General features: G+C 65.0%; 12 protein-coding genes, 1 other RNA gene and 1 pseudogene. 10 read left to right on the plus strand and 4 right to left on the minus strand.

Annotated elements, in window-relative coordinates; all coding sequences use genetic code 11:
* Positions 1–8 precede the first annotated feature (8 nt).
* The 4 genes and pseudogenes from ABZF37_RS10370 to ABZF37_RS10385 all read left to right on the plus strand — a co-directional run bounded on the left by ABZF37_RS10370 (position 9) and on the right by ABZF37_RS10385 (position 4,794).
* On the plus strand, positions 9–3,227 hold the full coding sequence (locus tag ABZF37_RS10370; RefSeq protein ID WP_372719617.1) for an error-prone DNA polymerase: 3,219 nt from the start codon (positions 9–11) through the stop codon (positions 3,225–3,227).
* Between the two features lie 545 nt (positions 3,228–3,772).
* A pseudogene (locus tag ABZF37_RS10375) lies at positions 3,773–3,970 on the plus strand (hypothetical protein); the annotation flags it as partial.
* 215 nt (positions 3,971–4,185) lie between these two features.
* A complete protein-coding gene (locus tag ABZF37_RS10380; RefSeq protein WP_372719595.1) occupies positions 4,186–4,410 on the plus strand; it encodes a type II toxin-antitoxin system Phd/YefM family antitoxin in 225 nt (74 codons plus the stop codon).
* Positions 4,411–4,413: 3 nt separating this feature from the next.
* A complete protein-coding gene (locus tag ABZF37_RS10385) occupies positions 4,414–4,794 on the plus strand; it encodes a type II toxin-antitoxin system VapC family toxin (RefSeq protein WP_372719597.1) in 381 nt (126 codons plus the stop codon).
* A gap of 95 nt (positions 4,795–4,889) precedes the next feature.
* Here ABZF37_RS10385 and ABZF37_RS10390 read toward each other — a convergent pair whose 3' ends face one another.
* Together ABZF37_RS10390 and ABZF37_RS10395 are read right to left on the minus strand one after the other, a co-directional pair.
* Positions 4,890–8,027, minus strand: a complete 3,138-nt coding sequence (locus ABZF37_RS10390) for an efflux RND transporter permease subunit (protein ID WP_372719599.1) — start codon at positions 8,025–8,027, stop codon at positions 4,890–4,892.
* On the minus strand, positions 8,020–9,228 hold the full coding sequence (locus ABZF37_RS10395) for an efflux RND transporter periplasmic adaptor subunit (protein WP_372719601.1): 1,209 nt from the start codon (positions 9,226–9,228) through the stop codon (positions 8,020–8,022). Before ABZF37_RS10395 ends, ABZF37_RS10390 begins: the two co-directional genes overlap by 8 nt.
* A 344-nt stretch (positions 9,229–9,572) precedes the next feature.
* On the opposite strand from ABZF37_RS10395, the gene ABZF37_RS10400 reads away from it, so the two are divergent.
* The 4 genes from ABZF37_RS10400 (at position 9,573) to ABZF37_RS10415 (ending at position 13,384) form a co-directional block, all read left to right on the plus strand.
* Positions 9,573–10,766, plus strand: coding sequence for an aromatic ring-hydroxylating dioxygenase subunit alpha (locus ABZF37_RS10400; RefSeq protein ID WP_372719603.1), 1,194 nt, complete (start codon positions 9,573–9,575; stop codon positions 10,764–10,766).
* Positions 10,763–11,248 carry an aromatic-ring-hydroxylating dioxygenase subunit beta gene (locus ABZF37_RS10405; RefSeq protein WP_372719605.1) on the plus strand — a complete coding sequence of 162 codons (486 nt, stop codon included), beginning with the start codon at positions 10,763–10,765 and terminating at the stop codon, positions 11,246–11,248. Before ABZF37_RS10400 ends, ABZF37_RS10405 begins: the two co-directional genes overlap by 4 nt.
* 139 nt (positions 11,249–11,387) lie before the next feature.
* Complete coding sequence (gene ettA, locus ABZF37_RS10410) at positions 11,388–13,052, plus strand: energy-dependent translational throttle protein EttA (protein WP_372719607.1); 1,665 nt, start codon at positions 11,388–11,390, stop codon at positions 13,050–13,052.
* A 17-nt stretch (positions 13,053–13,069) separates the two neighbouring features.
* Positions 13,070–13,384, plus strand: coding sequence for a pyrimidine/purine nucleoside phosphorylase (locus ABZF37_RS10415; RefSeq protein WP_372719609.1), 315 nt, complete (start codon positions 13,070–13,072; stop codon positions 13,382–13,384).
* A gap of 87 nt (positions 13,385–13,471) precedes the next feature.
* Here the strand turns inward: ABZF37_RS10415 and ssrA are convergent.
* Together ssrA and smpB are read right to left on the minus strand one after the other, a co-directional pair.
* Positions 13,472–13,830, minus strand: a transfer-messenger RNA (tmRNA) gene (gene ssrA / locus ABZF37_RS10420).
* Between the two features lie 53 nt (positions 13,831–13,883).
* Positions 13,884–14,348, minus strand: a complete 465-nt coding sequence (smpB, locus tag ABZF37_RS10425; RefSeq protein ID WP_372719611.1) for an SsrA-binding protein SmpB — start codon at positions 14,346–14,348, stop codon at positions 13,884–13,886.
* Positions 14,349–14,483: 135 nt separating this feature from the next.
* Here smpB and ABZF37_RS10430 point away from each other — a divergent pair, with 135 nt between their 5' ends.
* Together ABZF37_RS10430 and ABZF37_RS10435 are read left to right on the plus strand one after the other, a co-directional pair.
* A complete protein-coding gene (locus ABZF37_RS10430; RefSeq protein ID WP_372719613.1) occupies positions 14,484–14,942 on the plus strand; it encodes a type II toxin-antitoxin system RatA family toxin in 459 nt (152 codons plus the stop codon).
* The gene (locus ABZF37_RS10435; protein ID WP_372719615.1) at positions 14,932–15,219 is read left to right on the plus strand and encodes an RnfH family protein; all 288 of its coding nucleotides are present in this window, start codon (positions 14,932–14,934) and stop codon (positions 15,217–15,219) included. The genes ABZF37_RS10430 and ABZF37_RS10435 overlap by 11 nt, the downstream gene beginning before the upstream one ends.
* Positions 15,220–15,380: the final 161 nt, after the last annotated feature.

The following is a 15,380-nucleotide window of genomic DNA, read 5'->3' on the forward strand; positions in this document are numbered from 1 at the left end:
AATCGGGCATGGTCTCCGCACCGCTGGCTTGCTACGCCGAACTGCATTGCGTCTCCAATTTCACCTTCCTGCGCGGTGCCTCGCATCCGCAGGAACTGGTGGCGCGCGCCGCGGCGCTTGGCTACGCCGCCCTGACCATTAGCGACGAATGTTCGTTCAGTGGTGCGGTACGAGCCCATCTGGCAGCCCGCGAGCACGGCCTCCATCTGATCATCGGCACCGAGGTGCGGCTGGTCGATGGCGTGCGACTGGTGCTGCTGGCAGCGGATCGACACGGTTACGGCGATCTTTGTTCCCTCATTACAATCGGCCGACGGGCCGCTCTCAAAGGGGTATATCGGCTCACACGCGCGCAAGTTGAGGTGCTTGGTCCCGGCGTGCTGGCCCTGCTGCTGCCGGACGAGGAACCGGCGCTGGAGCCGGCGCGCTGGCTGGCCGGGTGTTTCCCGGGCCGTGCCTGGATTGCCTGCGAGCTGCTGTGCGGGCCTGCCGATACCGGCCGACTGGCGACGCTGGAGGCGCTTGCGCGGGCCGTGCGCTTGCCGCTGGTGGCCGCTGGGGACGTGCACATGCACGCGCGTGGTCGGCGCGCTGCGCAGGACACGCTGACCGCCATTCGTCTGGGCACACCACTGGCACAGTGTGGTTACGCGCTGCACCCCAATGGCGAGCGCCACCTGCGCACGCGCGAGGCGCTGGCTGGGATCTACCCGCCCGAATTGCTGCAGGAAACCCTGCGCGTGGCGGCGCGCTGCACTTTTTCGCTGGACGAGCTGCGCTACGAGTACCCGGCTGAGGTGGTGCCAGCCGGCCTGACAGCCGACCAGCACCTGCGCGCGCTGACCGAGGCGGGGGCCGCGCGCCGCTTCGCGGACGGCGTGCCGGACCAGGTGCGCGCGCTGCTGCGGCATGAGCTGGCCCTCATCGCCGAGCTGCAATACGCGCATTACTTCCTGACCGTGCACGACATCGTGGTGTTTGCCCGCGGTCGCGGCATCCTGTGCCAGGGTCGCGGTTCGGCGGCCAACTCGGCGGTGTGCTATTGCCTTGGAATTACCGAGGTCGACCCAGCGCGCTCGCAGATGCTGTTCGAGCGTTTCGTGTCCAAAGAACGCAACGAACCGCCCGACATCGACGTCGACTTCGAGCACCAGCGCCGCGAGGAAGTGCTGCAGTACATCTACGACAAATACGGCCGCGATCGCGCCGGGCTGGCCGCTACCTTGATTACCTACCGCCCGCGCAGCGCGGTGCGCGATGTCGGCAAGGCGCTGGGTCTGGCGCCAGCGCAGGTGGATCGGCTCGCCGGCAGCATGCAGTGGTGGGATGGCCAGCTCGATCCCGAGCGCGTGCGCGAGGCCGGCCTCGACCCCACCAGCCCGGTGCTGAAGCGCCTTGCCGTGCTGGTGGGACAGCTTCTCGGCTTCCCGCGGCATTTGTCGCAGCACGTGGGTGGCATGGTCATCGCCCGGGGTCGGCTGGACCGGCTGGTGCCGATCGAGAACGCCGCCATGCCCGAGCGCACCGTCATCCAGTGGGACAAGGACGACTTGCACACGCTGGGGCTGATGAAAATGGACTGCCTGTCACTGGGCATGCTGTCGGCCATTCGCCGTGGGCTGGAACTGGTGAGCGACTGGCAGGGCCGGCCGTTGGCACTGTCTGACATCCCGCCGGAAGACCCCGCCACCTACCGCATGATCCAGGCCGCCGATACCGTGGGTGTGTTCCAGATCGAATCGCGGGCGCAGATGGCCATGCTGCCACGCCTCAAACCGGCCACCTTCTATGACCTGGTGATCGAGGTCGCCATCGTGCGGCCCGGTCCCATCCAGGGCGGCATGGTGCATCCCTATCTGAAGCGCCGGCAGGGGCTGGAGCCGGTGGACTACCCCAGCGAAGCCGTGCGCGGCGTGCTGGAGCGCACACTCGGCGTGCCGATTTTTCAGGAGCAGGTGATCCAGCTGGCCATGGTGGCGGCCGGTTTTTCCGCCGGGGAGGCCGATCAACTGCGCCGTGGCATGGCCGCCTGGCGGCGCAAGGGTGGGCTGGAAGTGTTCGAGCGAAAACTTGTCGACGGCATGCGCGCGCGTGGCTACAGCGAGGATTTTGCCCAACGTATTTACGCGCAAATCCAGGGTTTCGGCGAGTACGGCTTTCCGGAATCGCACTCGGCGAGCTTTGCCCTGCTGGCCTATGCCTCGGCCTACCTGAAGTGTCATTACCCGGCGGCCTTCACCGCCGCGCTGCTCAACAGCCAGCCGATGGGCTTCTATGCGCCGGCGCAACTGGTTCAGGACGCACGCCGCCACGGCGTTGCAGTGCTGCCGGTGGACGCCACCGCGAGCGCCTGGGACTGCACGCTCGAACGCGGTATGGCCGGCAAGGCCGTGCTGCGCCTGGGGTTGCGCCTGGTAAAGGGCCTGAAAGAAACCGCCGCCCGGCGCATTGAGACCCTGCAGCAAGCCGGCCGTCTGGTGCAGCCTCGGATGCAGGTCGCGGCATTCGCCGCTGTCAGTGGGCACGACGTTGTTGCAGCCCGCGACCGTGATCCGGCCGTCATCACGGCGCCAGCGCAGATGCGCCAGACAGGCGGCCTGCAGGCGCAGCTACCGATCACCAGCGTGCCCGAACTCGCCACCGCGGCGCAGCTGGATCGTGGCGACCTTGAGGCCCTCGCCAGCGCGGGCGCGCTGCGTGCGCTGGCCGGCAACCGCCACCAGGCGCGCTGGCAGGCGGCCGGAGTGGAAAAACCCGCGCCGCTGATCGTGCACGGGCCGGAAGGCACGCCCATGCTGCCACCGCCCACCGAAGGCCAGAATCTGGTCGCCGACTACGCCAGTGTTGGCCTCACGCTCGGTCGTCATCCGCTGGCCTTGCTGCGGGCGCGCCTGCAGCGCCAGGGCGTGCGCACCGCCACGCAATTGCGGCAGCTCGCCCACGGCAGCCACGCGCGCGTGGCCGGCATCGTGCTGGGACGGCAGCGACCTGGCACCGCCAGTGGCGTCATCTTTGTCACGCTTGAGGATGAGACCGGTCACATCAACATCGTGGTGTGGGAGCGCACCGCCCAGGCCCAGCGCCGGCCCCTGCTGGGCGCCCGCCTGCTGGAGGTCGCCGGCACGGTGGAGTGCGACGGCGACGTGGTGCACCTCATCGCCGGTCGCCTTACCGACCGCACCGCCTGGCTCGGCGCGCTGGTGACTGAGTCGCGCGATTTTCACTGAACCGCCCCGGCGGCTGTTAAATTGCCGCCGCCGCTGCTTAAGGAAGCGCTGAATAAATCCATCCTGGATTTCTCAGCGCCCGTCATCGGAAAAGCGTGGTTTTCCGATGGCTCACAAAATCAGTGGCTTACAGCCACATATTTTGGCAGCGCATCCTTGCGCTGCGGGAAACACTGAATAGTTCAGCGTTTCCTTAACGCGCTGCGTGCCCAACCACATCAGGAGTCTGTCATGAGCAAAGGCATGGACAAGAAAAAGGACGTCAAGAAAAAATCGATCAAGACCCCGAAAGAGAAAAAAGAGGCCAAAGCCGCCAAGAAAGGGCAGAAAGACCGCCAGTAGCGCCCACGCACTGCCTGGCTATCTGTAACGACTGGGTCGTGGACGGCGCGCTGCCGCGGTTTCGTGATCGTGGCTGCACCGGTATTTTTGAGCACGACAAAATCGACTCGCGCCCATACAGACCAAAATCAGGCCTTATCTGTCGAGCAAGAAACTGCGGGTCGATGCCTTGACCGGGTAACGGAATGACAGCAACACAGCTCATGACCGAAGCCGACACCTGCCGCGAGCTGGTCAGCCCCAAGCTGCTCGACGTTGGCTGGGGTAGTGCGCCGCACGTCATTGGCGAGCAGCGCACCTCCACCAACGGCCGCATCATCGTTACCGGTGGCCGAGTGCGTCGTGGCAGGCAGCGCCGTAGCCCGTATGCAGCGCAGCGGAATACGGGTAGTCCGGCCGCAACCCGAATTCCGCGATCTCCCTTCGCTCACGTCAGCCCACTACTCCACCAACTGCGCGAACACGTCCCCGATGTCGCCCAGGTGTTCCAGGACCAGCACTTCCAGGCCGGGGATGGGTTTGCGCGGGGCGTACTTCGCCTGACTGCGTTGCTCGGCATGAAGCTACTGCGTACACTTGGCGCCGGCCTAAGCTACTTAGCTAACCGGAGTCGCTCATGACCGTGACCGTCAACATCCACCAGGCAAAAACTCAGCTATCGAAGCTGCTGGCCCAGGCGCAGGCCGGGGAAGAAGTGATCATCGCCAAGTCCGGCAAGCCGTGGGCAAAGCTGGTGCCGATCCGCAGCGACACCGCCCGTCGCCCCGGCATCGCCACCGGTGCCGTGACGGACGCGTTTTTCGAGCCCTTGCCGGAAGAAGAACTGGACGCCTGGTCCTGAACGGTGATTCTCGACACCCACATGTTTCTGTGGTGGCTGTTTGACGATGTGCGCTTGTCCGTTGGCCTGCGTACGCTGCTGGCCGACCCGACGCAGGCGGTGTTCGTCAGTAGCGCTTCGGTGTGGGAAATCGCCACCAAACACCGGCTCGGCAAGCTGCCGCAGGCCGGCGAGGTGGCTGGCGATGTTCCAGCCTGGATTACCCGGGCCGGGTTTGCGCCCCTGCCGATCAGCCCGCAGCACGCCCAGCTTGCCGGTAGCTGGCAGCATGCGCATCGAGACCCGTTCGACCGCATGCTGGTGGCGCAGGCCAGGATCGAGGCGCTGCCGCTCGCTACTGACGACGCCGTGCTGGCGTCCTTCGGCGTCGACATCGTAGGTTGATGCTCGCTGCGTCCCCGCATGGGTTTAGCGCACCTCGATTAGGGTCGTACCGCGTGCCGCCCAAGCCCGACTGGGACTCGCCGCTTATCCCGCTCTTACACCCCGGTATGCGGCGTCGGCTGCCGGCGCGGCCGGCGGCGGCCGACCAGGCTCTGTACCACCACATAGAACATCGGGATGAAGAACGTGGACAGGAACAGCGCCGACGCCATGCCACCGATCACGCCGGTGCCGATGGCGATGCGTGCCGCCGCGCCAGCGCCGGTGGCGATGGCCAGCGGCGCAACGCCGAGCATGAAGGCCATGGAGGTCATCATGATCGGCCGCAGCCGGATACGCGCCGCTTCCAGCACCGCATCGGTCAGGCTTTTGCCTTGTTTGGTGTGTAGCGTATGGGCGAACTCGACGATCAGGATCGCGTTCTTGGCCGTCAGGCCCATGGTGGTGAGCAGGCCGACCTGAAAGAAAACGTCGTTGTTGAGTCCACGCGCCAGTGCCGCAAGCACCGCCCCGAGCAGGCCAAGCGGCACCACCAGCATCACCGCGAACGGCACCGTCCAGCTCTCATACAAGGCTGCCAGGGCCAGGAACACCACGATCGCGGAGATGGCGTACAAGGCGGGCGCCTGCGAGCCTGCCTGCTTTTGCTGGAAGGACATGCCGGACCATTCGTAGCCTATGCCCGGTGGTAGCCGGGCGGCCAGGTGTTCCATTTCCGTCATGGCTTCGCCCGAGCTGTAGCCCGGTGCGGCCTGGCCGATAAGGTTGGCGGCCGGGACGCCGTTGAAGCGCTCCAGACGCGGCGAGCCGCGCGTCCACTCGGTACTGGAAAAGGCACCGAACGGCACCATGTCGCCGCTGGCATTGCGCAGGTACCAGCGCTCCAGATCCTCCGGCAGCATACGAAACGGCGCATCGCCCTGCACGAAGACTTTCTTGGTGCGTCCGTTCTCGATGAAGTCGTTGACGTAGGTTGAGCCCCAGGCGGTGCCCAGTGTCTGGTTGATATCGGCCAGTGACAGGCCCAGCGCACGGGCTTTTTCCTGGTCTATGTGCAGGCGGTACTGGGGCGCATCCTCCAGGCCGTTGGGCCGCACGTTGGCGAGTACCGGGCTTTGCGCTGCCATGCCGAGCATCTGGTTGCGCGCTGCCACCAATGCATCGTGCCCGAGTCCGGCGCGGTCCTGCAGTTGCATGTCGAAGCCGGCCGAGCGCCCCAGTGCCCGTACCGATGGCGGTGCAAACGCAAATGCCATGCCGTCCTTGACCGTACGCGCGAAATGCATGCTGGCGCGCAGGCCCAGCGCCTGGGCACTGTCTTGCGGAGACTGGCGTTCGGACCAGTCCTTGAGGTTGACGAACACCAGGCCGACGTTCTGCCCCCGACCACCGAAGCTGAAGCCGAACACGTTCATGGCGCCGAACACGATCTTCTTTTCGGTCTCGTAGAAATAGCGCCCGACCTGCTCCATGACCTGCTCGGTGCGCTCGGTGGTGGCGCCTGGTGGGAGCAGCACGTTGGCGTACAGCGTGCCCTGGTCCTCGTCCGGCAGGAAGCCGCCCGGCAGGCGCACGAACAGCAGCCCCAGCCCGCCCACGATGACCACGTAGACCAGCAGAAACCGTGGTATGCGGCGGATCATGTAGCCAACAGCGCTGACGTAGCGTTTGGTGGTGTTTCCGACGCCGCGGCTGAATCGACCCAACAGGCCGCGTCGTGGTGGGCCATGTGGTTTCGGCTTCAGCAGCGTGGCGCACAGCGACGGCGTGAATACCATTGCCACCAGCACCGACAGCGACATGGCTGACACGATGGTGAGCGAGAACTGGCGGTAGATGGCGCCGGTGGTGCCGGGGAAGAAGGCCATTGGCACGAACACCGCCGACAGCACCAGGGCGATGCCGATCAGGGCCCCGGTGATCTGGCGCATGGATTTTCGCGTCGCCGAGCGGGCGTCGAGGTTCTCCTCGTGCATGACGCGTTCAACGTTCTCAACCACCACGATGGCGTCGTCGACCAGCATGCCGATCGCCAGCACCAGGCTGAACATGGTCAGCATGTTGATGGAAAAACCGGCGATCGAAATAATGCCAAACGTACCCAGCAGCACCACCGGCACGGCCAGGGTCGGGATCAGCGTCGCGCGCAGGTTTTGCAGGAACACCAGCATCACCAGAAACACCAGACCGACCGCCTGCACCAGGGTCAGGGCCACTTCCTTGATGGCGGTGCTCACGAACGGGGCGCTGTCCTCGGCTAGCCGCACCACCACGCCGGGCGGGAAGTTCGGTTCGAGTTCGGCCAGGCGGGCACGTAGCCGTTTGGCGGTTTCCAGCGCGTTCGCGCCGGGCGCCGGAATGATGCCCACGCCGGATGCGGCCTTGCCGCTGTAGACGTTCTTGAAGCCGTAGTTCTCGCTGCCGATGCCGACGCGGGCGACATCGCGCAGGCGCACACGGGCGCCGTCCGGCTGCACTTTGAGCAGGATGTTGCCGAACTGCTCCGGGGTTTCGAGCCGGCTTTGCGCCAGCACGGTGGCGTTCAGTCTCTGACCGGGCATGGCCGGCAAGCCGCCCAGTTGGCCGCCCGCGACTTGCGTGTTCTGCACCCGGATGGCCGCGTTCACGTCAGGGACCGTGAGCCCGTACTGGGCAAGGCGATCCGGGTTCAACCACACACGCATGGCGTGCTGGGCGCCGAACAGCGCCACATCGCCCACGCCGTCGATACGCCCCAGCGGCTCCTGGATATGGGCGGCGACAAAATCGGCAAGATCCGACACCCCCAGGCGGCCATCATCGGACACGAAGGCCAGCACCATCAGGTAGCTTTGCGTGACCTTGTTGACCTGCACGCCCTGCTGCACGACTTCGTCCGGAAGCAGCGGCTCGGCGGCCTGCAATTTGTTCTGGACCTGCACCTGGGCGATGTCCGGATCGGTGCCGGGCTGAAAGGTGAGCGTCAGCTGCGCGTCGCCGGTAATGTTGCTTTCGGAGGCCATGTACAGCAGGCCGTCCAGGCCCACCATTTTCTGTTCAATGACCTGAGTGACCGAGCTGTCCAGGGTGGCCGCCGAGGCCCCGGGATAGACGGCGCGTATCTGGATCCCGGGCGGGGCCACGTCGGGGTAGCTTTCGATCGGCAGCGTTCTGATCGCCAGCGCGCCAGCGAGCATGATCGCAATGGCAATCACCCACGCGAAGATGGGCCGGTCGATAAAGTAATTAACCATGCCCGGCACCCTTGGGTCCCGGGGTCGGCGGCGGACCTGGATTTGCCGGCGTCTCATCCGCGGGCACCGGGTTCACGGGCATGCCGGGCGTAAGGCGCAGCGGGCCGCGGACCACGACGCGGTCACCCGGCGTCAGGCCGCTGCCAACCAGCCAGGCATCACCGGCCGCGCGGCGGGTCTCGATCACCCGCGCTTCAAGTATGTTGTTGGCGCCGACGATCAGCACGCTGGCCTGGCCTTCGGCATTGCGCGTCACGGCCTGCTGCGGGATCAGTAGCGCAGCGTTTTCCACGCCCTCGCGCAGACGGCCGCGCACGTACATGCCCGGCAGCAGGTGATGGTCCGGGTTCGGGTACACGGCACGCAGGTTCACTGAGCCGGTGCCGGCATCCACGGTTACGCCCGAAAACTTGAGGTGGCCCGGCAGGGGATAGACGCCGCCGTCCTCCAGCACCAGGTCGACCCGGGCAGCATCGGGTCCAGCCCGCTCCAGTCGGCCCTGCTCGAACTCCCGGCGCAAGCGCAGCAGCTCGCTGGTGGGGCGCTGGATGTCCAGATAGATCGGGTCCAGCTGTGTGATCTGCGCGAGTTTCTGCGGTTGGCCCGCGGTGACCAGCGCGCCCTCGGTAATGAACGATTCGCCTATGACTCCGGCGATTGGCGATTCGATGCGCGTGTAATTGAGGTTAATGCGCGCGGTTTCGAGCACGGCACGGGCCGCGTCCACCTCGGCCAGTGCCTGTTGGTAGGCGGCCTGTACGTCATCGTTGTCCTGCTTGGGCACCGCCCCGGACCGGGCAAGGGGCGCGAAGCGCTCGGCCTTGAGGCGAGCCACCTCGGCGATTGCCCGGGCCCGCTTCTCGTCGGCCTCAGCCCGACGGGCGGCGGCCCGATACGGCGCCGGATCAATTTGATACAACGCCTGCCCGGCGCCGACCGTCTGGCCTTCCTGGAACAGGCGCTTTTGCAGGATGCCGCTGACCTGCGGGCGGACCTGCGCCACGCGATAGGCTGTGGTGCGGCCGGGTAGTTCGGTGATCAGTGCATACGGTCGCGGCTGCATCTGGATCACGCCCACTTCGGGCGGCGGGCGTTGCGCCTGGGCCGGTGGCGCACCCGGTCCGCAGGCGCTCAGCGCCGCCAAGCCCGACGCCAGCAGGCCAATGCCCACAACGCGTAATACAGCCTGGCCTAGCTTCATGGAGTGTCCTCGCACTGGATTTCGAGATCGGCCGCCAGGGGGGTAGACCGACCGATCGGTCAAATTTAAAAGGCAAGCCGGGCGCGGCTCCCGATGCTGGGAATCGGCTGCGATTTGCAGGAATCCCGCGCAGTATAAGCGTTGGCGGGCGCACCGGTCGACCGCCAGGGCCCTTGTTGCAGGCCCCTCAGTACCGGCCAGCGCTGCTGCTTGGCCGGTACTTGCCTGTTACCCGGCTATTCCTTGACAGCCGTCAGGTTCGGTTCGCCGCAACCCCCTAGCATCCTGCTTCACCCGTCGCCGACGGGGTCACACGAGCAGTGCGCACAGGAGAAAGGCAGCCAATGACCGCCAGCATCACCCTGCCGGACACCGTCATGGAGTGGCCGGCCAGGTACAACGAAATCCCCAAGGCCGTGTTCGAGGAGCCTGGCCTGTGGCGCCTGGAGCTAGAAAACATCTTCTACGGCGAGGAGTGGCATCCGATCGTGCACCGCGCCGAGGTTCCGAATCCCGGCGACTACAAGGCCGCCTTCATCGGCGAGATGCCGATCTTCGCCGTGCATGGCGATGATGGAAAAATTCGTGTTTTTCACAACGCCTGCGCCCATCGTGGCGCCACGCTGGTCACTGACAGCGCCGGCAACAAGCCGGACTTCGAGTGCCCCTACCACCGCTGGCTGTTCAGCAGCCGCGGCGATCTGGTGGGTTGCCCCAACAGCCAGGAGTTCTCGCCCAGCTTCACCAAGGAAAAATTCGGCCTCAGGGAGCTGCGCACCGAGTCGTTTTCGGAGCTGTACTTCGTCACCATGAGCGACAAGACGCCGGACCTGCGCAGCTATATGACCGAGGCGGTGTCCGAGCCGCTGGGCCGGATTCTGGGCAACGGGCACGGCCTGAAGCTGCTCGGCTACCAGAAGGTCTATTACGACTGCAACTGGAAGGCCTATGTCGATAACGACGGCTACCACGCACCGTTGCTGCACCTGGCCTTCAAGCTGATGGGCTGGCAGGGTGGCAAGGGCGCGCAGATCATCACCGAAAATGGCCACATGGCCTTCGATGCCGAGCTGAGCATCCCGCAGAAAGTCGATGCGCTGGAGGACAGCTCCATCGTGCAGTTCAAGGGCGACCCCGACAGCAAGGGGTCGGTCATCGCCAGCACCTTCCCGATCACCGTGTGCACCAAGCACATGGACATGCTGAACGTGCGCTATGCCTTCCCGAAGGGGCCGCGTGGCGTCGAGGTGCACTACACCTATTTTGCGCGCGACGATGACAGCCCGGAGCTGCTCGCCCACCGCACTCGCCAGTGCTCCAACCTGCTGGGGCCCAGCGGCCTGATCAGCCTCGAGGACGCGGCCATCTTCACCCGCATCGACATGGGCAACCGCTCGCCGGGCAACGCCATCTTCCAGAAAGGCGTGGTGGATGAATACCGGCTGGACCTGAACGTCAAGCAGAACGACGAATCCGGCAACCTGCCGCGCTGGGAGCATTACCGCAAACGCATGGGCTTTCGGAGGGCCACGGCATGATGGGCATCGACCACAAGGTCCGCGACGCTGTCGAGGCGCTGAACCTGAGCTACATCCGCGCCCTGGACCGGCGCGACATGCACGGCTGGCTGTTGACCTTCGACAACCCCGGTAGTTATGTGTGCATCCCCAAGGAAAACGAGGATCGCGGTCTGCCGATCGGCTACATGCTGGACGACAGCTACGCGCGCCTGAAAGACCGCGTGACCCAGGTGACGCAGATCCAGCCCGATGCCGTGGAGCATTATCAGCCGCGCCACTTCACGCAACTGGTCGACATCCAGCCGCTGGGCGGCGTGAACTACCGCGTCGAGACTCACTTCACCGTCAATTACACGCCCGACAACAGCGGCCGTACCGAGGTTCTGGCCAGCGGCACCTACGTGGACGAAGTGGTGGTCAACGGCGGGGCGCGTTTTCGCAGCCGCCGGGCGGTGCTCGACACCACCGTGGTGCCGCGCTACATCGCTTATCCCATCTGAGTCCCTGACCGACCGCTGGCGGATACAGGTCGCCGCGGCCGGTTAAGGGTCGTCAGCCCGCCGTCGTCGGCCGCGCCTATGAGTGCGAGCGGCGGCTTTGCTTTATCCTTGCCGGCCACTATCGCATCCCCTGTTGGCCATGGCTCAGTACGTTTTCACTATGAACCGCGTGGGCAGGATCGTCCCGCCCAAGCGCGCCATCCTCAAAGACATTTCCCTGTCATTTTTTCCCGGCGCCAAAATCGGCGTACTGGGCGTGAACGGTTCCGGCAAGTCCACCCTGCTGCGCATCATGGCTGGCGTGGATAAGGAATTCGAGGGCGAGGCGACGCCCATGCCCGGCATCAAGATCGGCTACCTGCCGCAGGAGCCGCAGCTGGACCCAACCCAGACCGTGCGTCAGTCGGTCGAGGAAGGCATTGGCGGGGTGCTGGCGGCGCAAAAGCGTCTGGAGGATGTTTACGCCGCCTACGGCGACCCGGACGCCGACTTCGACAAGCTGGCGGAAGAACAGGCCCGTCTGGAGGCGGAAATCGCCGCCGCCGACGGCGACAGCGCCGGGGTGCAGCTCGAAGTGGCAGCCGACGCCCTGCGTTTGCCGCCGTGGGAGGCCATTGTCGGTCAACTGTCCGGTGGCGAAAAGCGCCGCGTGGCGCTGTGCCGCCTGCTGCTGTCACGCCCGGACATGCTGTTGCTGGACGAGCCCACCAATCATCTGGACGCCGAATCGGTGGACTGGCTGGAGCAGTTCCTGCACCGCTTCCCGGGCACCGTGGTGGCGGTGACCCATGATCGCTATTTTCTGGACAATGTCGCCGAGTGGATTCTGGAGCTCGACCGCGGCCGGGGCATTCCCTTCAAGGGCAACTACAGCGACTGGCTGGAGCAGAAGAACCAGCGCCTCAAGCAGGAGGAATCCAGCGAATCGGCCCGCCAGAAAGCCATGGCGCAGGAACTCGAATGGGTGCGCCAGAATCCCAAGGGCCGTCAGGCCAAGAGCAAGGCACGCCTGAACCGGTTCGAGGAACTGTCGAGCCACGACTACCAGAAACGCAACGAAACCAAGGAAATTTTCATCCCGGTGGCCGAACGCCTTGGCAACGAGGTAATCGAGTTCCAGCACGTGGGCAAGGGTTATGGCGACCGCTTGCTGATCGACGATCTGTCGTTCGCGGTGCCGCCAGGCGCCATCGTGGGCGTGATCGGCCCCAACGGCGCTGGCAAATCGACCCTGTTTCGCATGCTCACGGGTAGCGAGCAGCCGGATGGTGGCGCGATCAAGCTCGGCTCCACCGTGCACATCGCCATGGTGGATCAGAGTCGCGCCGAGCTGGCCGACAACAAAACCGCCTGGGAGGACATCTCCGGCGGCGCGGACATCATTACCGTGGGCAAGTTCGAGATGCCGTCGCGTGCCTACCTTGGGCGCTTCAACTTCAAGGGCGCCGACCAGCAAAAGCACGTTGGCACCCTGTCTGGCGGTGAGCGGGGCCGGTTGCATCTGGCCAAGACCCTGCTCAAGGGCGGTAACGTACTGCTGCTGGACGAACCGTCCAACGATCTGGACGTCGAGACCCTGCGTGCGTTGGAGGAGGCGTTGCTGGAGTTCCCGGGCAGCGCACTGGTGATCAGCCACGACCGTTGGTTCCTGGACCGCATCGCCACCCACATCCTGGCCTGCGAGGGTGACTCGCAGTGGAATTTCTTCTCCGGCAACTACCAGGAATACGAAGCCGACAAGCGTCGGCGCCTGGGTGAGGAAGCGTCCCGTCCGCACCGCGTGCGCTTCAAGTCGCTTCGTTAATCGGCCAGGGCCCTCTCATGAGCGACCGCTTCGACGGCGTCAGCGTCGTCAAACAGGCCAACGTCTACTTCGACGGCACCTGCGTGAGCCATACCGTCCACTTCGCCGACGGCACACGCAAGAGCCTGGGCGTGATCTTCCCGTCCACGCTGACCTTCAGTACCGGTGCGCCGGAGCGGATGGAAGTCCTCGGCGGTCGCTGCCGCGTGCGCCTCGCCGGTGCGACCGACTGGCGTGGCTATGGAGCGGGGGAGTCGTTTTCTGTGCCCGGCGACAGCTGTTTCGACATCGAAACGCTGGAGCGGCTCGACTACGTGTGCCACTTCGAGTAAACATCCCAGGCGCTGTTTGAAGCACCGGCCCGGATGTAGCGCTGGACAATAAAAACCCCAACCGCGAACGGTTGGGGTTTCAGGGTTTGGTGGAGGCGGCGGGAATCGAACCCGCGTCCGCAAGTCCTCTGCCGTTGGCTCTACATGCTTATCCCAGCCTATTATTTTAACCGAGCGCCACCCGACGGGCAGGGACGGCGATCAGCGATCCTGAAAGGTTTTAGCGGGTTGGCCCCAGGCCTGCCTCGCCGCGAGCTTGTGTGTGTCGACGCCTGAACCCCGGTCGCACAAGCACATCCGGTCAGACGGCACCCTACTGGGGTTTAAGCAGCGAGTGCGTAGTTGTTGTCGTTTGCAACTATCTTTTTGCAGCGAGATTAACGAGGACACTGCGCCTCGGCATGCACCTCAGGTTTCGTAACCCACGTCGAAACCAGGTCGCCCCCGGATTCGCTATTGGCTTGGACATCTTAACGGACGCCGCAGTTCCCGGCCAGGGTCAGCGGTTGGACTTAAGCAGTCGGCCGCGCTCGCGTTGCCAGTCGCGGTCCCGCTCGCTGGCGCGTTTGTCGTGGCTTTGCTTGCCTTTGGCGAGGCCGATTTCCACCTTGCACTTGCCGCGCTTCCAATACAGCGACAAGGCAATCAGGGTATAGCCGCGGCGCTCGACGGCACCGATCAGCTTGCTCAACTCATTGCGGTGCAACAGCAGCTTGCGCGTGCGCTGCTGGTCCGGCACGTAGTGGGTGGAGACGGTGGGTAGCGGCGTGATCAAGGCGCCGTGCATCCAGGCTTCGCCATTTTTGAGCATGACGTAGCTGTCGACGAGCTGCACACGCCCTGCGCGCAGGCTCTTGACTTCCCAGCCTTCGAGCGCAATGCCGGCCTCGAAGCGATCCTCGATGAAGTAATCGTGGCGCGCCTTTCTGTTGACGATGATGGTGGCTGTGTCGGCGCTGGGCATGGGCAAATTGTCGGCAAAGGAACGGCATTGTAGGGGATCGGCCGTGCCCTTCCATGGCCGGGGTGGTTGGTCGGGTCCGTTATCATGCGCCTGCGGCGAGCGCTGCCGTGCGATGTTGACTTGGGATAGGAGCGAATGGCGGCAGTCCGGGAGATACGCAAATCGGTGGTGGTGGCGCACAGCGCCGAGGAAATGTTCGGCCTGGTCAACGACGTGGAGTCGTATCCGCGGTTCCTGCCGTGGTGCTCGTCGGCACAGGTGTTGGCACGCGAGGATGGCAGCGTACTGGCCAGTCTTGACATGGCCATGGCCGGGTTGCACAAGCGCGTGACCACGCGCAATTTGTTGCAGCCGCACCGGCGCATGGAACTGCGTCTGGTGGACGGCCCATTCAGCCGCTTTCACGGCGTGTGGACCTTTGATGATCTGGCCGCCGCGGACCAGCCGCCGCAGACCCGGGTGGGTTTTCACATCTCCTACGCGCTGGCCGGCCGGTTGCTTGGCATTGCGCTGGGACCGGTACTGGCGGTGGTGGCAGACGGCTTGGTCGACTCGTTCTGCCGCCGGGCCGATGCGCTGTTTGGTGTCCGTTGAATTGATTGCCGTGGAGCTTGCCTGTCCGACACCTGACGGTTACCGGGTATTGCAGCTGACCTTGCCAGCAGGTGCCTCGCCACTGGCGGCGCTGCAAGCCGGTGGTGTGGAACGGTTACCGGATTGGACGGTGGGGGTGTTCGGGCGGCCGGTGGCGTGGGATACGCGGCTGGTCGACGGTGATCGGGTAGAGGTGTATTTGCCGCTGCGGGTGGATCCGAAAACGGCCCGTCGCCGCCGCGCCGCGGCCAATGAAAAAAAGTCTCGGTCGCGATGAAACTTTTCTCCCGCTCGCCCACTCTTAGTACACGAGACCTCTGCGAGGAATCACCCGCTTCCCCTCCCTGAGCGGGTTACCTTTCTGACCCGGCCACCCCTGGCCGGGTTTTTTTTGTCCTGGGCTACGGGTGGGCGGCGCGCTTACAGCGCGTGCCAGTC

The sequence above is a fragment of the Immundisolibacter sp. genome (genome assembly GCF_041601295.1).
In the GTDB taxonomy this organism is placed as follows: domain Bacteria; phylum Pseudomonadota; class Gammaproteobacteria; order Immundisolibacterales; family Immundisolibacteraceae; genus Immundisolibacter.